Origin of the sequence: Citrobacter braakii (genome assembly GCF_009648935.1) — a bacterium.
Lineage (GTDB): Bacteria > Pseudomonadota > Gammaproteobacteria > Enterobacterales > Enterobacteriaceae > Citrobacter > Citrobacter braakii.
This window is the reverse complement of sequence record NZ_CP045771.1, coordinates 514,346-534,154: the sequence shown is the minus strand read 5'-3', so window position 1 is coordinate 534,154 and position 19,809 is coordinate 514,346. Positions and strand designations below refer to the sequence as shown.

The window sequence follows — 19,809 nt, the reverse complement described above, 5'->3', positions numbered from 1 at the left end:
TACGAAACATCTTCGGGTTGTGAGGTTAAGCGACTAAGCGTACACGGTGGATGCCCTGGCAGTCAGAGGCGATGAAGGACGTGCTAATCTGCGATAAGCGTCGGTAAGGTGATATGAACCGTTATAACCGGCGATTTCCGAATGGGGAAACCCAGTGTGATTCGTCACACTATCATTGCGTGAATACATAGCGTAATGAAGCGAACCGGGGGAACTGAAACATCTAAGTACCCCGAGGAAAAGAAATCAACCGAGATTCCCCCAGTAGCGGCGAGCGAACGGGGAGCAGCCCAGAGTCTGAATCAGCATGTGTGGTAGTGGAACGGTCTGGAAAGTCCGGCGATACAGGGTGATAGCCCCGTACACAAAAGTGCATGTGTTGTGAACTCGAAGAGTAGGGCGGGACACGTGGTATCCTGTCTGAATATGGGGGGACCATCCTCCAAGGCTAAATACTCCTGACTGACCGATAGTGAACCAGTACCGTGAGGGAAAGGCGAAAAGAACCCCGGCGAGGGGAGTGAAAAAGAACCTGAAACCGTGTACGTACAAGCAGTGGGAGCCTCTTTATGGGGTGACTGCGTACCTTTTGTATAATGGGTCAGCGACTTATATTCTGTAGCAAGGTTAACCGAATAGGGGAGCCGAAGGGAAACCGAGTCTTAACTGGGCGTTAAGTTGCAGGGTATAGACCCGAAACCCGGTGATCTAGCCATGGGCAGGTTGAAGGTTGGGTAACACTAACTGGAGGACCGAACCGACTAATGTTGAAAAATTAGCGGATGACTTGTGGCTGGGGGTGAAAGGCCAATCAAACCGGGAGATAGCTGGTTCTCCCCGAAAGCTATTTAGGTAGCGCCTCGTGAACTCATCTTCGGGGGTAGAGCACTGTTTCGGCTAGGGGGTCATCCCGACTTACCAACCCGATGCAAACTGCGAATACCGAAGAATGTTATCACGGGAGACACACGGCGGGTGCTAACGTCCGTCGTGAAGAGGGAAACAACCCAGACCGCCAGCTAAGGTCCCAAAGTCATGGTTAAGTGGGAAACGATGTGGGAAGGCACAGACAGCCAGGATGTTGGCTTAGAAGCAGCCATCATTTAAAGAAAGCGTAATAGCTCACTGGTCGAGTCGGCCTGCGCGGAAGATGTAACGGGGCTAAACCATGCACCGAAGCTGCGGCAGCGACACTATGTGTTGTTGGGTAGGGGAGCGTTCTGTAAGCCGTTGAAGGTGGCCTGTGAGGGTTGCTGGAGGTATCAGAAGTGCGAATGCTGACATAAGTAACGATAATGCGGGTGAAAAACCCGCACGCCGGAAGACCAAGGGTTCCTGTCCAACGTTAATCGGGGCAGGGTGAGTCGACCCCTAAGGCGAGGCCGAAAGGCGTAGTCGATGGGAAACAGGTTAATATTCCTGTACTTGGTGTTACTGCGAGGGGGGGACGGAGAAGGCTATGTTAGCCGGGCGACGGTTGTCCCGGTTTAAGCATGTAGGCGGAGATTCCAGGTAAATCCGGAGTCTTGTTAACGCTGAGGTGTGATGACGAGGCACTACGGTGCTGAAGTAACAAATGCCCTGCTTCCAGGAAAAGCCTCTAAGCATCAGGTAACACAAAATCGTACCCCAAACCGACACAGGTGGTCAGGTAGAGAATACCAAGGCGCTTGAGAGAACTCGGGTGAAGGAACTAGGCAAAATGGTGCCGTAACTTCGGGAGAAGGCACGCTGATATGTAGGTGAAGTGATTTACTCATGGAGCTGAAATCAGTCGAAGATACCAGCTGGCTGCAACTGTTTATTAAAAACACAGCACTGTGCAAACACGAAAGTGGACGTATACGGTGTGACGCCTGCCCGGTGCCGGAAGGTTAATTGATGGGGTTATCCGTAAGGAGAAGCTCTTGATCGAAGCCCCGGTAAACGGCGGCCGTAACTATAACGGTCCTAAGGTAGCGAAATTCCTTGTCGGGTAAGTTCCGACCTGCACGAATGGCGTAATGATGGCCAGGCTGTCTCCACCCGAGACTCAGTGAAATTGAACTCGCTGTGAAGATGCAGTGTACCCGCGGCAAGACGGAAAGACCCCGTGAACCTTTACTATAGCTTGACACTGAACACTGGTCCTTGATGTGTAGGATAGGTGGGAGGCTTTGAAGTGTGGACGCCAGTCTGCATGGAGCCAACCTTGAAATACCACCCTTTAATGGCTGGTGTTCTAACGTAGACCCGTAATCCGGGTTGCGGACAGTGTCTGGTGGGTAGTTTGACTGGGGCGGTCTCCTCCTAAAGAGTAACGGAGGAGCACGAAGGTTAGCTAATCCTGGTCGGACATCAGGAGGTTAGTGCAAAGGCATAAGCTAGCTTGACTGCGAGAGTGACGGCTCGAGCAGGTGCGAAAGCAGGTCTTAGTGATCCGGTGGTTCTGAATGGAAGGGCCATCGCTCAACGGATAAAAGGTACTCCGGGGATAACAGGCTGATACCGCCCAAGAGTTCATATCGACGGCGGTGTTTGGCACCTCGATGTCGGCTCATCACATCCTGGGGCTGAAGTAGGTCCCAAGGGTATGGCTGTTCGCCATTTAAAGTGGTACGCGAGCTGGGTTTAGAACGTCGTGAGACAGTTCGGTCCCTATCTGCCGTGGGCGCTGGAGAATTGAGGGGGGCTGCTCCTAGTACGAGAGGACCGGAGTGGACGCATCACTGGTGTTCGGGTTGTCATGCCAATGGCATTGCCCGGTAGCTAAATGCGGAAGAGATAAGTGCTGAAAGCATCTAAGCACGAAACTTGCCCCGAGATGAGTTCTCCCTGACCCTTTAAGGGTCCTGAAGGAACGTTGAAGACGACGACGTTGATAGGTCGGGTGTGTAAGCGTAGCGATACGTTGAGCTAACCGATACTAATGAACCGTGAGGCTTAACCTTACAACGCCGAAGATGTTTTGGCGAAAGAGACATCGAAATTCAGCTTGATTACAGATTACATCGACATGCGAGAAGCGTGTTGATAAACAGAATTTGCCTGGCGGCTGTAGCGCGGTGGTCCCACCTGACCCCATGCCGAACTCAGAAGTGAAACGCCGTAGCGCCGATGGTAGTGTGGGGTCTCCCCATGCGAGAGTAGGGAACTGCCAGGCATCAAATAAAAGCGAAAGGCCCGGTCGAAAGACCGGGCCTTTTGTTTTATCTGTGGTCTGTCGGTGAGTGCTCTCCTGAGGAGGACAAATCCGCCGGGAGCGGATTTGAACGTTGCGCAGCAACGGCCCGGAGGGTGGCGGGCAGGACGCCCGCCATAAACTGCCAGGCATCAAACAAGTGAAAAAGCCCATCCTGCCGGATGGGCTTTTTTGCGTCTGCAGGGAGTGAGAACTGCCGGATGCAGCGTACCATTTTATCCAGCCCATCATGTTGTAACCGGTGTTCAGGCCTGAGAAGCGCAGCACACCAGGCTCTCCCGGCAGCACATTGCCTGCTATCCGTGCACGGGGTTGAGTAACAGGTACTGTCGCTCGAGATCGTCCACTTCTGTACATCCCATCACGTTAAACCCCATCTTCTTATAGAACCCAGATGTCAGCTTGTTAACAGGCACGACTAATCTTACGTATGGATTTTGTGAGGGGTAGAGTAGTAAAGATATTGAGAGATGATCGGTTGGAAAGTATCAGAAACTATAAAAGCAAAAACCCGCCTCTAGGGCGGGTTCTTTAAATAGTGGTGCCCGGACTCGGAATCGAACCAAGGACACGGGGATTTTCAATCCCCTGCTCTACCGACTGAGCTATCCGGGCAACGGGGCGCATTAAACCGTATTCACGTCTGCCAGTCAATCAAATTTCGGGAAAAGATGTTCAACCGCTTAATATTGCGGCAATCTGCGCGATTATGCCTGAAGTTTGCACAAAACTTCCAGGCAATTTACCTATCAGACCTTCTATCTCAATGAGCAAAGGCTGACGAAAACGTTACGCGGCCTGTATTACTCCCGCACACTACCGCAAGTTGTGCACAAGCCTTTCCGACGTTTCCAGTAACTAACGGTGCAATTGCTGCGGCAGGACCCGCTGGTGCGTCAGGCGATGAGTTGGGCGGGCGGTTAACAGAGTATTTCGCACCACCGTGGCGATGGTGCGTCTTAGCGACTGATAGTGGTTTGTTTACTCATTTCGGCCTGGCGGGCATGCTTGCTTAGGTCAGCGCACCGCCCATACGGCACTGAGCAAAGCGCAGGATATCTTCAGCCAGACGGTGTGCCGTTTCGACATCAGCATGGCTACGATTCACCAGCATGCGGCTCAGACAGCCCTCCAGCACCAGTTCCATCTGTTTGGCAACCATTGCAGGGTCGTCAACTTCCAGCGTCGTCAGCAGCTCATGGGTGAAGTCATGTGCCGCCTTTTTTTGCTGATCGGCTAACTGATGGATCGGATGCCCGGGATCGGGGTAAAACGTACAGGCGGCGATAAACAGGCAGCCTGGGTAGCGATTATTGCTCACGCATTCGGACAGCGCGGTGTAGCGTGCCAGTAATTTCTGTTCAGCGCTCAGGGTGTCATCCAGCAAAAGTTGACGCCGCCAGATATCCACCCGCTGGCTGAGGTAACGTAACGCATCGTACAGAATGGCCTCTTTGTCGGGCCAAAAGCGTTGTAGTTCATCAAGAGGATAATCGATACGTTCGGCCACCATTTCCAGTGTGGTATTGGCTATCCCTTGAACCTCAAGTAATTTCAGGGCTTCTCCCAGGACATCTTCACGTTGCACGGTATTCTCCTCCGTATTTCCTGTTGCAAGTGTCGCTCACGGTTGGCGATCGCGCAAATGTGCGCTGAAGGTCGCGGCATCCATAAAGCCGGTTACCCGAGCCTCCGGATGCTCTTTCCCCTCGGCGTCAAAGAACAAAATAGTCGGCAAACCTAAAACCTGTAGATGTTTCAGCAGAGCGACATCCTGGGCATTATTTGCAGTCACATCCGCCTGCAAAAGCACCGTGTCGCCTAGCGCTTGCTGAACCTGCTGATTGCTAAACGTATACTTCTCAAACTCCTTACAGGCCACGCACCAGTCAGCATACAGATCCAACATCACGGGCTTGCCTTTAGCTTGTGCCAGCGCCTGATTTAGCGCATCCACCGAAGCCACAGGCGTGAAGTTAAGGTGTGTCTGGGTTTGAGCTTGCGGCACGCCGAACGCCCAGTCCTGCAATGGCCGTACGCTTACCAGCGCTGCAGCTAACAGGATAATTTGCACGATGCGCATCCAGGCGTGCTTTGCCTGCAGGCTGGTGATAAATGCCCAGCTAAAGAATGCGACGCCCAACAGCGACCACAGGCGAACGCCCCAGTTGTCGCCAATGATGCGTTCGAGTAAGAAGACGGGGAGCGCCAGAATGACAAAGCCAAAAGCGGTTTTGACATGTTCCATCCATGGGCCGCTTTTAGGCAACAGACGATTACCGAATACGGTAATTAGCATCAGAGGTAATCCCATCCCCAGCGCGTACAGATACAGTGTGCCGCCTCCCAGCCACATGTTCCCGCTCTGAGCGATATACAGCAAAATCGCGCTTAGCGGGGCCGTTGTACAAGGAGAACAGATGAGGCCGGCAATCGCCCCCATCGCAAAGACGCTACCGGGGGAACCGCCTTGCTGACGGTTACTCAACAATGTAAGGCGTGTTTGCAGCGATGAAGGGAGCTGCAGCGTGAACAAGCCAAACATCGAAAGGGCCAGCAGCGTAAAGACGACGGCAAGGCCAATCAGGACGTAAGGATGCTGTAGCGCAGCCTGGAACTGCAATCCGGCGGCCGCAACAACCAGACCTAGCGCGGTATAAGTGAGCGCCATTCCCTGGACGTAGATAAACGTCAGCAGCAGCGCGCGTCCGGTTGATAAGCGTTGTTTGCCGCCCAGCACGATACCGGAAATCAGCGGATACATCGGCAATACGCAAGGTGTAAATGCGATGCCAATTCCGATTAGCAATGCCCACAGCGCAGAGAAGGGAAGCTGGGTTGCGGGTTGTGGTCTCTCTTGCAAAGCATCGGTGGCAGGCACTGGCACAGGTGTCGCCCTGGTATTGGCAGACACTTCACTTAATGGCACCGTTTTAGTTTCAGGCGGATAGCAAAAACCGGCGTCGGCACAACCCTGGTATGTGACCGTTAATGTTGCGCCAGATTTAGCCTGATTAACCGTGACCGGGATAGTCAATTGTTTACGGTAAATCTCACTTTTGCCATAAAACTCATCTTCATGCCAGACGCCTGGCGGTAGTTTTACCTCGGCGATATCGGCCTGAGATGGCGTAATGCTTATCTGTTTGCGATACAGATAGTAGCCATCTTTAACCTGCCATGAGAGGTTCAGATCGTGTTGGTTTTGCTGAAAATCAAAAACAAACGCCCGATCGGCAGGAACAAACTGCGAGCGGCCAGGCGCGTCAAATAATCCGGCAAAGGTAGATGTGCTGCACAGCAGCAGGATCAGCGTAAGGATGCGTTGAGCCATGAGCGGTAATCAAAGTCTCCGTGAGTGACGGGTAAAACCAGAAGTTCAGGCGTTTGGTATGGATGATGTGACTTCAGGCAATCGAGAAGGGCTTGCTGGTGTGTGACGGTGGTTTTTAAAATCATCTGGACTTCATATTCCTGCTCCAGCTTACCTTCCCAATAATAGAGGGAGGTCGCGCCAGGCAGCAGCGTCACGCAGGCAGCCAGCTTTTCCGCCAGCACTTTGGCGGCCAGATCCTGGGCGGTTGCTTCATCCGGGGCGGTACAGAGCACCACAACGGTATCGGGGATGGAAATATCCTGACTCTTTACATCAAGCATAAACACCTCGAAAGAACAGAGTAACCAGCTAAAGAGTGGTCACTATACAACGGACGAGGGAAGGATGTTAGTTAAAGCGGGATGATGAGGAGGAGGAACTGCAGGGCGCGAAGGCACCCTGCAGTAAAGTCTTACAGCATGAAGCTGCCCAGCAAGAAGCCGAAGCAGACAGCCAAAAGCACGCCCAGAGTACCCGGGATGAAGAACGGATGGTTAAAGACGAATTTACCGATGCGGGTTGTACCGGTGTCATCCATCTGCACCGCCGCAACCAGAGTTGGGTAGGTTGGCAGAATGAACAGGCCAGAAACAGCTGCGAAAGACGCAACAGCAGTCAGTGGGGAAACGTTCAGAGCCAGAGCCATCGGCATCAGTGCTTTAGCGGTTGCAGCCTGAGAGTACAGCAGCGCAGAAGCAAAGAAGAAGATGACAGCCAGCAACCACGGATGACCCTGAATTACGCTACCTGCAGTATCTTTGATCCAGTCAATGTTGTGAGATACGAAGGTATCACCCAGCCATGCAACACCCAGGATACAAATACAGGCGCTCATACCCGCTTTAAAGGTGCTGGAGTTCAGGATGGAGTCAGTTTCAACGCGGCAGACGATCGTAGTCAGCGTCGCGACGCTCAGCATGATGATCAGGATTGCGTTGGTGGTGTTCATCAGCGGTTTAGCGACCAGGCCGAGGCTTGGGCTGTTGATGATGGCGTATACAACTACGCAAATCACGCCCAGCAGGAACAACCAAACGGAGGTTTTCGCGCCAGCTTTGATTTCAACTTGTCTTTCACCACGCAGTTCAACCAAACCTTCTTCCAGACGCTTACGGTAAATCGGGTCGTCAGACAGTTTGGAGTTGAACAGCATCGTTACCAGGAAGGACATCACCAGAACGGCCAGCAGAGTGGACGGAATGACCACGGACAGCAGGTGAATGTAGCTGATGCCATGACCTTCCATTACGGAAGACATGTAAACCACAGCTGCGGAGATTGGAGACGCCGTAATCGCAATCTGTGCAGATACCACTGCGGTAGAGAGCGGACGGCAAGGTTTGATACCTTGTTCCTTCGCGACTTCAGCGATAACCGGCAGAGTTGCCAGAGAGATGTTGCCGGTACCGGCAAAGATAGTCAGGAAATAGGTCACGATTGGTGCAAGGATCGTGATGTATTTCGGGTTTTTACGCAGCAGTTTTTCAGTTTGATGAACCAGATAGTCCAGACCACCGGCAATCTGCATGGCAGAGATGGCAGCGATAACCGCCATGATAATGGAAATAACATCGAACGGAATATTACCCGGTTTTACGCCAATAGCGGCAAGAACCAGAACACCCAGCCCACCTGCAAATCCAATACCGATACCCCCAAGTCTGGCACCTAAAAAGATTGCCAGCAAAACGATGATAAGTTCTAAAACTATCATATTAGCCTTCCTTGTTGTTTAACAAGTTGATATTAAATTGTTGTTTTTAAGTAACTTCGAGTAAGAAAAAAGGCACGTCATCATGACGTGCCTTCTCCGGTACTACCCTACACGATTACTGTTCGCTTTCATCAGTATAACGTTTTGCTTTATAAGCAGGGTGCATCAGGTTCTGTGCAGAGAAGATATCGTCCAGTTCAGACTCGGTCAACAGACCGCGTTCCAGGACAACTTCACGTACGCTCTTACCGGTTTCGGCACAAATTTTACCGACGATGTCGCCGTTGTGGTGACCGATGAACGGGTTGAGGTAAGTAACGATGCCGATGGAGTTGAATACAAACGCTTCACAGACTTCTTTGTTAGCAGTGATACCACTAACGCATTTTTCCAGCAGGTTGTAGCAAGCATTGCTCAGAATGTGAATGGATTCAAACATTGCCTGGCCAATGACCGGCTCCATTACGTTCAGCTGCAGCTGACCAGCTTCAGATGCCATAGTAACGGTGATGTCGTTACCGATGACTTTAAAGCAAACCTGGTTTACGACTTCTGGAACAACTGGGTTCACTTTTGCTGGCATGATAGAAGAACCAGCCTGCAGTTCCGGCAGGTTGATCTCGTTCAGACCAGCACGTGGGCCAGAGGAGAGCAAACGCAGGTCGTTACAGATTTTGGACATCTTAACAGCCAGACGTTTCAGTGCGCCGTGAACCATAACGTATGCGCCGCAGTCAGAAGTTGCTTCAATCAGGTCTTCTGCCGGAACACAGGCGAAGCCAGTGACTTCAGCCAGTTTCTGTACTGCCAGCGGGGAGTATTCTTTCGGCGTGTTCAGACCCGTACCGATTGCAGTTGCACCGAGGTTAACTTCCAGCAGCAGCTCAGCGGTACGACTAATGTTTTTCACTTCTTCTTTCAACAGTACGCTGAAAGCATGGAATTCCTGACCGAGGGTCATCGGTACAGCATCCTGCAGCTGGGTACGGCCCATTTTCAGGATGTCCTGGAATTCAACAGCTTTTTGTTCGAAGCCTTCACGCAGCTGGTTCAGGGCATCGATCAGTTTGATGATGGATGCGTATACCGCGATACGGAAGCCAGTTGGGTAAGCGTCGTTGGTAGACTGACATTTGTTAACGTGGTCGTTCGGGTTCAGGTACTGATATTCACCTTTCTGGTGACCCATCAGTTCCAGACCGATATTGGCCAGCACTTCGTTGGTGTTCATGTTGACGGAGGTACCCGCACCACCCTGGTAAACATCTACCGGGAATTGATCCATGCATTTTCCGTTATTCAGGACTTCATCACACGCCGCGATGATGGCATTTGCCACACTCTTAGGAATGGTTTGCAGCTCTTTGTTGGCCATTGCCGCTGCCTTTTTAACCATTACCATACCGCGAACAAATTCAGGAATGTCGCTGATTTTGTTGTTGCTAATGTAGAAGTTTTCAATCGCTCTCAGAGTGTGAACACCGTAGTAGGCGTCCGCTGGAACTTCCCTGGTACCCAACAAGTCTTCTTCGATACGAATGTTGTTTAACATGTGAACCTTCTTTTTCAAGCTGCCAATGATTTGACTAAACACACAGGATATATGTGATTTCGATTGTTTCTCGACCGACGATTATCCCCTGCATCGGTCTGATACTCGAGATCATATGCTGGTTCAGGATTTCTACCGTAATCTGGATCACTTAAAGCGTGGAATTTACCCCTTATTTATTATTCTGTGAAATGGATCACCCCTTTAGGATTAATACTAAAAATAAGTGTACAAGCGACTTGAAATTTTGCTAACCACCTCAACATCTAATTGATGCGAGTCACATAATTCATCGGACAGGCGTTGAAAAAAACGACTGTTATTGACAGGAGAACCCTTTGCGCTGGATACCATTACTTGCCATTTTTCTCTATGTTTACATAGAGATATCTATTTTTATTCAGGTTGCCCATGTCCTGGGTGTCCTGATGACGCTGATTTTGGTTATTTTTACGTCGGTTATCGGTATGTCTCTGGTTCGTAACCAGGGATTTAAAAACTTTTTACTGATGCAACAAAAAATGGCGGCTGGTGAAAGTCCTGCTGCAGAAATGATCAAGAGCGTGTCGCTGATCATTGCTGGTCTACTGTTGGTACTGCCCGGTTTTTTCACCGATTTCCTCGGTCTTCTTCTTTTATTACCCCCGGTGCAAAAACATCTGACGATGAAGCTGCTGCCGCATTTGCGTTTTTCGCGTATGCCGAGCGGTGGTTTCAGCGCCGGAACTGGGGGCGGTGAGACCTTTGATGGCGAATTTCAGCGCAAAGACGACGATCGCAACCGTATTGATCATAAAGACGATCCTCGGGATTAAGCATCAGTATGCGGGCCGGATAAGCGTGAGCACCATCCGGCAAAATGCTTATCTGCCGGATGACGGCGTCAACGTCGCCTTATCCGGCCTGCGGGGTAAAAACAGCCACAGCCCTGCCAGCATAATCAGCGCATACAGGCTCTTCCAGCCAACCATTGCCAACAGCAGCAGACACAGTAGACCGCCAATGACCGCCAGCATGCGATAATGTCCTTTCAGTAATCGACATCCCGCCAGCATGCACAGCAAATAAATCATAATAAAGATGCCGTTAGCATAGATGATTAACGCATCGAGATTGATTTTCAGCATATAGATGCACAACGTACTGATCACGCAGCAGCCCAATACGGCGTTTAGCGCATTGCGCGGAAGGTGGCGGGGTGACAGACGCGCCAGATGACTTTCCGGCTTATATTGCGCTTGCGACCAGACCAGCCTGGCGAAACTTTGAATATAAATGTTGAGACTGGCAAAACAGGCCAGATAACCAATGATGCAGGCGACCCACAGTGCCTGTACGCCAAATAACTGCACGACGATCTCTGGCAGTGAGGCCGCCGCCGCCATTTGCTCACCGTAGGCGTCAAAATGAAGCACGACGACGGTGCATGCCCAATAAACAGAGCCCGCAAGCAGCAGGCCGATCATCAGCGCGCGCGGGAAATCCCGCTCCGGGTTTTTGAATTCAGATGCCAGATGGGCAAACGCTTCAAGGCCAACAAAACACCAGAACATCACCGACAGCGCGGCGAACAGTCCGGGGAACTCAATCTCGGTTATCGCAGGGAAGGGGATTTCGCCAGGTTTCACATCGCCCGCCCACCAGATGGCGACAATGAGGGCAACAATCAATCCGGCAATGACCGTTTGCAGATTAGCGCTAGAGCTGGCACCGTGGGAGCCGATATACCAAACCAATGCCAGCGTACCGAGCTCTGCCAACAGAAGCTGTTCGTCATGCCAGCCAAACATCGCCTGACCAAATCCGGCGGCAATATGTAATGCCGCGGGCAAGCCGACGGGAATCACCGACAAAAATAGCCATCCGGTGACGCGCTCCAGGCGTGAGCCAAAGGCCATACCAACAAAATGCGCCACGCCACCCGCGCTGGGAAAATGACGACCCAGTACGGCAAAGACAATCGCCACGGGAAAGACTAAAACAATCAGCACCGGCCAGGCCCACAGGCTGTTGTTGCCAGCCACCAGCGCGGCTAGCGCAGGGACGGCGAAAACGCCTGTACCTAGCAATGATGTCGACAACAGGCCAATGCCCTGAGCCAGTCCCAGCTCTTGTTTCAGTCCGCTCATAAGTTGTTATCCGGTTATGCCCATTGACCGGGCTACAGCGCAGATTTTTGATGGTATCACAATCGTATTTGCTTATGACGACGTGACTGAAATCGTTATAAAATGTGATGCGCGTCGGCGTTTTGACGGAATTTTCTGCTGATATAAATTTTTTTTCGCTTGCCCCCTTGAAGGTACAAAGCCCCATCCCCATTTCTCTGGTCACTAGCCGGGAAACCGTTCACGGGCCGGCGTCACCCATAACTGATAAAGACTTTCTCAAAGGAGAGCTATCAATGAGTATTCGTCCGTTACATGATCGTGTGATCGTCAAACGTAAAGAAGTTGAATCTAAATCTGCTGGCGGCATCGTACTGACCGGTTCTGCAGCAGGTAAGTCAACTCGTGGCGAAATCATCGCTGTCGGTAAGGGCCGCATCCTGGACAACGGTACCGTACAGCCGCTGGACGTTAAAGTCGGCGATATCGTTATTTTCAACGATGGCTACGGTGTTAAATCTGAGAAGATCGACAATGAAGAAGTGTTGATCATGTCTGAAAGTGACATCCTGGCAATTGTTGAAGCCTAATCCGCGAACGACACTGAACATACGAATTTAAGGGAAAGAGAAAATGGCAGCTAAAGACGTAAAATTCGGTAACGACGCTCGTGTGAAAATGCTGCGCGGCGTAAACGTACTGGCAGATGCAGTGAAAGTTACCCTCGGTCCAAAAGGCCGTAACGTAGTTCTGGATAAATCTTTCGGTGCACCGACCATCACTAAAGATGGTGTTTCCGTAGCCCGTGAAATCGAACTGGAAGACAAGTTCGAAAACATGGGGGCGCAGATGGTGAAAGAAGTTGCCTCTAAAGCGAACGACGCTGCAGGCGACGGTACCACCACCGCAACCGTACTGGCGCAGTCCATCATCACTGAAGGTCTGAAAGCCGTTGCTGCGGGCATGAACCCGATGGATCTGAAACGTGGTATCGACAAAGCTGTCGCTGCTGCCGTTGAAGAACTGAAAGCACTGTCCGTACCGTGCTCTGACTCTAAAGCGATTGCTCAGGTTGGTACTATCTCCGCTAACTCCGACGAAACCGTAGGTAAACTGATCGCTGAAGCGATGGACAAAGTCGGTAAAGAAGGCGTGATCACCGTTGAAGACGGTACCGGTCTGCAGGACGAACTGGACGTGGTTGAAGGTATGCAGTTCGACCGTGGTTACCTGTCTCCTTACTTCATCAACAAGCCGGAAACTGGCGCAGTAGAACTGGAAAGCCCGTTCATCCTGCTGGCTGACAAGAAAATCTCCAACATCCGCGAAATGCTGCCGGTGCTGGAAGCAGTAGCAAAAGCCGGTAAACCACTGCTGATCATCGCTGAAGATGTTGAAGGCGAAGCGCTGGCAACTCTGGTTGTTAACACCATGCGCGGTATCGTGAAAGTCGCGGCGGTTAAAGCGCCTGGCTTCGGCGACCGTCGTAAAGCGATGCTGCAGGATATCGCTACCCTGACCGGTGGTACCGTTATCTCTGAAGAGATCGGTATGGAGCTGGAAAAAGCAACTCTGGAAGATCTGGGTCAGGCGAAACGCGTTGTTATCAACAAAGACACCACCACCATCATTGATGGCGTGGGTGACGAAGCTGCAATCCAGGGTCGCGTGACTCAGATTCGTCAGCAGATCGAAGAAGCAACTTCCGACTACGACCGTGAAAAACTGCAGGAGCGCGTAGCGAAACTGGCAGGCGGCGTTGCGGTTATCAAAGTTGGTGCTGCGACTGAAGTTGAAATGAAAGAGAAGAAAGCCCGCGTTGAAGATGCCCTGCACGCGACCCGTGCTGCGGTAGAAGAAGGCGTGGTTGCTGGTGGTGGTGTTGCGCTGATTCGCGTAGCGTCTAAAATTGCCGGTCTGAAAGGTCAGAACGAAGACCAGAACGTAGGTATCAAAGTTGCGCTGCGCGCAATGGAATCTCCGCTGCGTCAAATCGTACTGAACTGCGGCGAAGAGCCGTCTGTAGTGGCTAACACCGTGAAAGCGGGTGACGGTAACTACGGTTACAACGCTGCAACTGAAGAATACGGTAACATGATCGACATGGGTATTCTGGATCCAACCAAAGTAACGCGTTCAGCTCTGCAGTACGCGGCTTCTGTTGCGGGTCTGATGATCACCACCGAGTGCATGGTTACTGACCTGCCGAAAGGCGATGCGCCTGACTTAGGTGCTGCTGGTGGTATGGGCGGCATGGGTGGAATGGGCGGCATGATGTAATTTAATCTTCATACTTCAAGCCGCAGGTTTATTGGCTGCGTTCGTTTACCCCAGTCACTTACTCATGTCAGCACTGGGGGATTCATGAACTGCCGCCTGCCTGCAACTTGAATTATTTGATTAAATACGTATCTCGCGAAAAATGAGAAACCCTCGGGCAGAAATGTCCGGGGGTTTTTCTTTTGGTCATCTTTTTAGTATATGATTCAGCTACGGACATAACGTCCAGCTCATTGATTATGGGGAATGACATGCACGTGAAATATTTAGCAGGGATCGTTGGTGCCGCGCTACTGATGGCGGGTTGTAGCTCCAGCAACGAACTGAGTTCAGCCGGGCAAAGCGTACGCTTCGTCGAAGAGAAGCCTGGCGCAGAGTGTCAACTGATTGGCACTGCAACCGGTACGCAAAGCAACTGGCTTTCTGGCCAGCACGGCGAAGAGGGTGGCTCTATGCGTGGCGCAGCAAACGATCTGCGTAACCAGGCTGCGGCAATGGGTGGTAACGTGATTTATGGCGTCAGCAGCCCATCACAGGGAATGCTGTCCAGCTTTGTTCCTACTGCCAGTGAAATGACCGGACAGGTTTATAAGTGCCCAAATTGATAAATGCTGTTGATGCCTGATGGCGACGCTAAATGTCTTATCAGGCCTACGATACAAATTCGTCGGCCTGATAAGCGCAGCGACATCAGGCATTTTGAGCGTTATGCGCTGACTGAGCGCGTAAATGATGCAGCGCGCGCAGGCACTGATCCTGATTGAGCTTTTGCGCCTTATCACGCGTTAACGTTCTGACAAACACCTGGCACGGTACACCAGCAAGCTTTTTCAGCCGTGGGCTGAAATCGAGAAGACGGCGAGTAATGGCTTCGGCCTCTTTGCTGCCGGAAGGGGCGCGAGTTTTTACTACCGAACCACAGAACTGGGCTTTTCCTTGATCATCTGTATAGCGGTAAATAATCGCCAGATAATGATTAAACAGGCTTTTTTTCCATTCGGGGTGCGTATAAGAGTCGTATTCCAGATTGTCGTTTTCTTGGCAATCAACATCGTACAGCGGCAGGAAATCCAGCAGCGATGTAATTCGTAGCGCTAATTCCCGCATGCCAGCATTATTTATTGCATGAATAACAGCATGGACCAGCACCCGAATCTGTCGTTCATTAATCAGTAATTCACGCGTTTGTCCATCATGCAGTGTCAGAGAAAATGTTAAGTTTTCGCCTTTGTCATCCATTAACATCAGCGAATTTACGCGACGATTAATGTCGGCATTTTTTAGCTCATCTTCCTGAATCAAAGGAATATTTTCGTGCATCTTTTTGCTGACTTTATCGCATTCCTTCTCATATTGCGCATGCTCTTTTTCGCTAAGCTGATGTTTGACGGATAGCCTGCTTTCCAGGGCGATAAGCAGATCTCTTAGCCCAAGCGGAGAAAGAAAAAATAACGACGTTTTATTCTTTGGTTCTTTTATCTTTAATGCTAAAGCAATAAATTCATTCTTTTTATGAATAACACCGGTATTGATGCCCTTAATACTTATAGCCATAAAAGGTTCTCCCTAACCATATATTTATTAATATTCTGAATTTGGTTCTACTAATACAAATTATGAATTAATGACTTTATAGCGCTAATTAAAATAGCACAGATTAAAAGCGTGGCTCCACTTGTGAGGATTTAAATAATAAGTAATCGTGGTGAGTGTCCGAAATCGGACACTCAATAATGGTTATTGTTGGCGTAGTTGCAGATCCAACGGCGTTTTACTTGGCTCTCCGCCAATTTCACGCGCCAGTTTGGGGACCATATAGCCGGAAACCAACGTCAGCAGTTCACGCATAATGTGACGTGCCTCATCGTCGCTGACCATAAAGTGGGCGGCACCTTGCACTTTGTCCAGTACGTGCAGGTAATAGGGCATCACCCCCGCATCAAACAGAGTGTTGCTCAGGTTCGCCAGCGTTTGTGCGTTATCGTTCACGCCACGCAGCAAAACGCTTTGGTTGAGTAGGGTGACGCCAGCGGTACGCAGTCGGACCATCGCCTGATGAAACGCCTCATCGACCTCATTGGCGTGGTTAATGTGGTTGACCAGCAGAATCTGCAGGGAGGAACGCGCAAAGCGCTGGGCCAGTCCTTCAGTAATGCGCGCGGGGATCACAATCGGCAAACGGCTGTGAATGCGCAGACGCTTAATGTGCGGGATGGCTTCCAGTTGCGTGAGTAACCAGTCCAGTTCATGGTCCTTGGCCATTAGCGGATCACCACCGGAGAAGATAATCTCATCCAGCTCAGGATGCGCGCTAATGTAGTCCAGGGCGACCTGCCAGTTGCGCTTATTGCCCTGGTTTTCGGCATACGGGAAGTGTCGGCGGAAGCAATAGCGACAATTTACCGCGCAACCGCCTTTAACCAACAACAGCGCCCGATTGCGATATTTATGCAGCAAACCGGGGACCACGCTGTGCTGTTCTTCCAGCGGATCGGTCGAGTAGCCAGGTGCAGCAACAAACTCTTCCTTGGAAGTAAGTACCTGACGCAAAAGCGGATCGTCCGGATTGCCTTTTTCCATACGAGCAATAAAGGCGCGCGGTACGCGCAGGGCGAAAAGTCGTCTCGCGTCGCGTCCGGCCAACAGTTTTTCATCTGCGTCTATATTCAAAAGATGCAGAAGTTCATCAGGATCGGTCACAACATCGGCAAGTTGCGATAACCAATCTTCTCTGGATGGGGTATTTAGGGTTACAATATGCGCCATTTTGTGGCTTAGCTACCAGTTAACAATTTTCAGAGGGCCTTATGGCAACGTACTATAGCAACGATTTTCGTGCTGGTCTTAAAATCATGTTGGACGGCGAACCTTATGCGGTTGAAGCCAGCGAATTCGTTAAACCAGGTAAAGGCCAGGCATTTGCGCGCGTTAAGCTGCGTCGCCTGCTGACCGGTACTCGCGTAGAGAAAACCTTCAAGTCTACCGACTCCGCTGAAGGCGCAGACGTAGCCGACATGAACCTGACCTTCCTGTATAGCGACGGTGAGTTCTGGCACTTTATGAATAACACCACTTTCGAACAGCTGGCTGCAGACGAGAAAGCGGTAGGCGATAACGCTAAATGGCTGCTGGACCAGGCTGAATGCATCGTGACCCTGTGGAACGGTCAGCCGATCTCCGTGACTCCGCCAAACTTCGTTGAGCTGGAAGTCGTTGAAACTGACCCAGGTCTGAAAGGCGATACCGCTGGTACTGGCGGCAAACCGGCTACTCTGTCTACTGGCGCAGTCGTTAAAGTTCCGCTGTTCGTACAGATCGGTGAAGTGATCAAAGTGGATACTCGCTCCGGCGAATACGTTTCTCGCGTAAAATAAGATATCTATTTGATCTTATGGCGCAGGTTGCTGCGCCATACTTTTTCCAGGGCAGGAATGATGAAACGTCTTCTCAGTCTTGTAATGCTCATCCTTTTCACCAGCACTCTCCTGGCGGGTTGTAATACCGCGCGCGGCTTCGGTGAAGACATCAAACATCTTGGCAATTCAATCTCTCACGCCGCCAGCTAACACTCTCTCATAGTCTTAAAAACGGTTGTTTATCCATCACACTTGCGGATCTTGTCTATTATTAATGAGCTATACACAAACAATATTGGCTAGAAAAGGAAGACGTTATGGTTAAAAAGACAATTGCTGCGATCTTTTCTGTGTTGGTTCTTTCTTCAGTGTTGACTGCGTGCAATACCACGAAAGGTGTTGGGCAGGATATCTCTGAGGGCGGTAGCGCAATCTCTGGTGCAGCGACAAAAGCTCAACAATAATCATGAACGGTACGACGTCACGTCGTACCGTTAATTCCCCTTCCCGGGGAGTGAGAGAAACGGCGAGAAGCGGTTCCCCATGTGCAGTTTCATGCGGATATTCCGTTTATAGGTGTAGACCGTCTTGCCATGAATGCTGAGTGCGGCGGCTATCGCATTGTTACTCACACCATCCATCCACATCGACAATACTTTCTCCTCCTGCGGCGTAAGCAGCGGAGTCGCGTTTTCGGCTATTTCTAATGTGGGGCGAAGCTGTAGCGCCTCCTGAATCGTGTGTGAGAGCGCGTTCAGCGTGGTGTGCTTGGTTAAGACCGAATAGGCGACGGATTGAGAGGAAGCCATTGAGGTGTGCTGTCTTTCAACTGATTGCAGTAAAATCAGCGGGATGACGCCGCAGCTCATGAAAAAGGGTTTAATTGGCGGGCTGGTATGCGTCTCGCTAATAAAACTGTATAAATCCGCGATCACCAGATGCGGCTTCCACTGCAAAATATGCTCTTTTGCTAACAGGAGATTATTGATCCCTGACACAAGAAATGAGGAGCTGAACCTGCCAGAATGATTAAGCAAGGCCTCAATCCCTGTGCGGGTAAAGTGGCACCGGTCAATCACTAAAATTTTAAGCATAACCTTTTCGCATTCAGAAGAGAGGCAATCGACTTTCCGGATTCAGAAAGCCCTTCATCATAGAGAACTCCGATGAGTGCCAAATGCGGGAACTACGCCGCTAATTATGCTTAATTCTTGCTTTTAGCGGGCAGCGAATAAAAAGGTTGAAATTCATTTTCTCTCGGGCAAAAATGCCATTTCACACATCAGCTTTGCAGGACGACCTGCAAACGCTTCTTTCACTGGGGACGGCCCCATTGTTCTGGAGCCTGATATGTCCTGGATCGTTTTATTAATTGCAGGTCTGCTCGAAGTTGTCTGGGCGATTGGCCTGAAATATACCCACGGTTTTACGCGTTTGACGCCAAGCATTATCACTATTGTAGCAATGATCGTCAGTATCGCCATGCTCTCCTGGGCAATGCGTACGTTGCCTGTAGGAACCGCCTATGCCGTATGGACCGGTATCGGCGCAGTCGGGGCGGCCATTACAGGGATTCTGCTGCTGGGTGAATCTGCCAGCCCGGCGCGGTTACTGAGCCTCGGGCTGATTGTGGCCGGTATTATTGGCCTCAAGCTGAGCACCCACTAAGCGCCAGGCTGTTTTACCCAAATCAGCTTATTCACCTCAAACCCTTCCCGGGTCGCGATGGCCAGCATTTGCTGTTTCATTTCATCTGAAATAGTAGGGGTCCGTGAAAGGATCCACAGGTAGTCGCGATCCGGCCCGCAAACCAGCGCGTGACGATATTCCCTGTCGAGGGCAATCACGTTATACCCGCCATAGAAGGGGCCAAAAAACGAGACCTTGAGCGCAGCGCGGTTTGGGTCGCCAGTGAAGTAGGCTTTCCCCTCCGTTTTCTGCCACATTCCTCTGTCCGGGTTATAGCCCTTGTTAATAACATTGATACCGCCGTCGTCGCGCAGGCTGTAGGTAGCAGTCACTTTTTCCAGTCCGCGCTCGAATCGATGGTCGAAACGCGCAATTTCATACCAGGTGCCCAGATAGCGTTTGGCATCAAAGTTATTTACTACGGTAACACCTTTCGGTGGTGTTGGGGTGCTGCAAGAGACAACCAGAAATGCAGCCGTAACTGCAGCAACGACGGGCAGAATGCGCATGGGATTTTCCTTGCTGGATTTTTGTTAAGTGTAGATGACAGCAG

At 50.9% G+C, this 19,809-nt stretch carries 18 protein-coding genes, 1 tRNA gene and 2 rRNA genes; 10 read left to right on the top strand and 11 right to left on the bottom strand.

Annotated elements, in window-relative coordinates:
* The first annotated feature begins 23 nt into the window (after window positions 1-23).
* Together GFC06_RS02450 and rrf are read left to right on the top strand one after the other, a co-directional pair.
* A 23S ribosomal RNA gene (locus GFC06_RS02450) occupies window positions 24-2,930 on the top strand.
* A 96-nt stretch (window positions 2,931-3,026) separates the two neighbouring features.
* Window positions 3,027-3,142, top strand: a 5S ribosomal RNA gene (gene rrf, locus GFC06_RS02445).
* 578 nt (window positions 3,143-3,720) lie between these two features.
* Here the strand turns inward: rrf and GFC06_RS02440 are convergent.
* The 6 genes from GFC06_RS02440 to aspA all read right to left on the bottom strand — a co-directional run bounded on the left by GFC06_RS02440 (window position 3,721) and on the right by aspA (window position 9,823).
* Window positions 3,721-3,796, bottom strand: a tRNA-Phe gene (locus GFC06_RS02440).
* A gap of 397 nt (window positions 3,797-4,193) precedes the next feature.
* Complete coding sequence (locus tag GFC06_RS02435) at window positions 4,194-4,769, bottom strand: transcriptional regulator (RefSeq protein WP_008785982.1); 576 nt, start codon at window positions 4,767-4,769, stop codon at window positions 4,194-4,196.
* Between the two features lie 36 nt (window positions 4,770-4,805).
* The gene (locus GFC06_RS02430) at window positions 4,806-6,515 is read right to left on the bottom strand and encodes a protein-disulfide reductase DsbD (protein ID WP_047500037.1); all 1,710 of its coding nucleotides are present in this window, start codon (window positions 6,513-6,515) and stop codon (window positions 4,806-4,808) included.
* Complete coding sequence (gene cutA, locus GFC06_RS02425; RefSeq protein ID WP_003025447.1) at window positions 6,491-6,838, bottom strand: divalent cation tolerance protein CutA; 348 nt, start codon at window positions 6,836-6,838, stop codon at window positions 6,491-6,493. Before cutA ends, GFC06_RS02430 begins: the two co-directional genes overlap by 25 nt.
* A gap of 131 nt (window positions 6,839-6,969) precedes the next feature.
* Window positions 6,970-8,271: an anaerobic C4-dicarboxylate transporter DcuA gene (dcuA, locus tag GFC06_RS02420; RefSeq protein ID WP_016151387.1), complete on the bottom strand. Its 1,302-nt coding sequence runs from the start codon at window positions 8,269-8,271 to the stop codon at window positions 6,970-6,972.
* A 115-nt stretch (window positions 8,272-8,386) separates the two neighbouring features.
* Window positions 8,387-9,823 (bottom strand): aspartate ammonia-lyase, encoded by a 1,437-nt coding sequence (gene aspA / locus GFC06_RS02415; RefSeq protein WP_016151388.1) that lies wholly within the window; start codon window positions 9,821-9,823, stop codon window positions 8,387-8,389.
* Between the two features lie 338 nt (window positions 9,824-10,161).
* Here aspA and GFC06_RS02410 point away from each other — a divergent pair, with 338 nt between their 5' ends.
* On the top strand, window positions 10,162-10,638 hold the full coding sequence (locus tag GFC06_RS02410; protein ID WP_153689808.1) for an FxsA family protein: 477 nt from the start codon (window positions 10,162-10,164) through the stop codon (window positions 10,636-10,638).
* A gap of 48 nt (window positions 10,639-10,686) precedes the next feature.
* On the opposite strand, the gene yjeH is transcribed toward GFC06_RS02410, so the two are convergent.
* On the bottom strand, window positions 10,687-11,952 hold the full coding sequence (yjeH, locus tag GFC06_RS02405) for an L-methionine/branched-chain amino acid transporter (RefSeq protein ID WP_047500035.1): 1,266 nt from the start codon (window positions 11,950-11,952) through the stop codon (window positions 10,687-10,689).
* Between the two features lie 275 nt (window positions 11,953-12,227).
* Between yjeH and GFC06_RS02400 the strand changes: the two genes are divergently transcribed.
* The 3 genes from GFC06_RS02400 (at window position 12,228) to GFC06_RS02390 (ending at window position 14,816) form a co-directional block, all read left to right on the top strand.
* Entirely contained in the window at window positions 12,228-12,521 is a 294-nt protein-coding gene (locus tag GFC06_RS02400; RefSeq protein ID WP_000027827.1) for a co-chaperone GroES, read from the top strand.
* A 43-nt stretch (window positions 12,522-12,564) separates the two neighbouring features.
* The gene (gene groL, locus GFC06_RS02395) at window positions 12,565-14,211 is read left to right on the top strand and encodes a chaperonin GroEL (RefSeq protein WP_003025464.1); all 1,647 of its coding nucleotides are present in this window, start codon (window positions 12,565-12,567) and stop codon (window positions 14,209-14,211) included.
* A gap of 251 nt (window positions 14,212-14,462) precedes the next feature.
* Entirely contained in the window at window positions 14,463-14,816 is a 354-nt protein-coding gene (locus tag GFC06_RS02390) for a DUF4156 domain-containing protein (protein WP_016151391.1), read from the top strand.
* A gap of 85 nt (window positions 14,817-14,901) precedes the next feature.
* Here GFC06_RS02390 and yjeJ read toward each other — a convergent pair whose 3' ends face one another.
* Entirely contained in the window at window positions 14,902-15,765 is an 864-nt protein-coding gene (yjeJ, locus tag GFC06_RS02385; protein ID WP_153689807.1) for a YjeJ family protein, read from the bottom strand.
* A gap of 183 nt (window positions 15,766-15,948) precedes the next feature.
* Window positions 15,949-16,977 carry an EF-P beta-lysylation protein EpmB gene (epmB, locus tag GFC06_RS02380; RefSeq protein ID WP_153689806.1) on the bottom strand — a complete coding sequence of 343 codons (1,029 nt, stop codon included), beginning with the start codon at window positions 16,975-16,977 and terminating at the stop codon, window positions 15,949-15,951.
* Window positions 16,978-17,018: 41 nt separating this feature from the next.
* On the opposite strand from epmB, the gene efp reads away from it, so the two are divergent.
* The 3 genes from efp to ecnB all read left to right on the top strand — a co-directional run bounded on the left by efp (window position 17,019) and on the right by ecnB (window position 18,031).
* On the top strand, window positions 17,019-17,585 hold the full coding sequence (gene efp, locus GFC06_RS02375; RefSeq protein ID WP_003025478.1) for an elongation factor P: 567 nt from the start codon (window positions 17,019-17,021) through the stop codon (window positions 17,583-17,585).
* Window positions 17,586-17,642: 57 nt separating this feature from the next.
* Complete coding sequence (gene ecnA, locus GFC06_RS02370; protein WP_016151394.1) at window positions 17,643-17,777, top strand: lipoprotein antitoxin entericidin A; 135 nt, start codon at window positions 17,643-17,645, stop codon at window positions 17,775-17,777.
* Between the two features lie 107 nt (window positions 17,778-17,884).
* Window positions 17,885-18,031: a lipoprotein toxin entericidin B gene (gene ecnB, locus GFC06_RS02365; protein ID WP_016151395.1), complete on the top strand. Its 147-nt coding sequence runs from the start codon at window positions 17,885-17,887 to the stop codon at window positions 18,029-18,031.
* Between the two features lie 30 nt (window positions 18,032-18,061).
* Here ecnB and GFC06_RS02360 read toward each other — a convergent pair whose 3' ends face one another.
* Window positions 18,062-18,661 (bottom strand): helix-turn-helix transcriptional regulator, encoded by a 600-nt coding sequence (locus GFC06_RS02360; protein WP_046275848.1) that lies wholly within the window; start codon window positions 18,659-18,661, stop codon window positions 18,062-18,064.
* A gap of 256 nt (window positions 18,662-18,917) precedes the next feature.
* On the opposite strand from GFC06_RS02360, the gene sugE reads away from it, so the two are divergent.
* The gene (gene sugE, locus GFC06_RS02355) at window positions 18,918-19,235 is read left to right on the top strand and encodes a quaternary ammonium compound efflux SMR transporter SugE (protein WP_016151397.1); all 318 of its coding nucleotides are present in this window, start codon (window positions 18,918-18,920) and stop codon (window positions 19,233-19,235) included.
* Here sugE and GFC06_RS02350 read toward each other — a convergent pair.
* Window positions 19,232-19,765, bottom strand: a complete 534-nt coding sequence (locus GFC06_RS02350) for a lipocalin family protein (protein ID WP_049282251.1) — start codon at window positions 19,763-19,765, stop codon at window positions 19,232-19,234. The genes sugE and GFC06_RS02350 overlap by 4 nt on opposite strands.
* Window positions 19,766-19,809 lie beyond the last annotated feature (44 nt).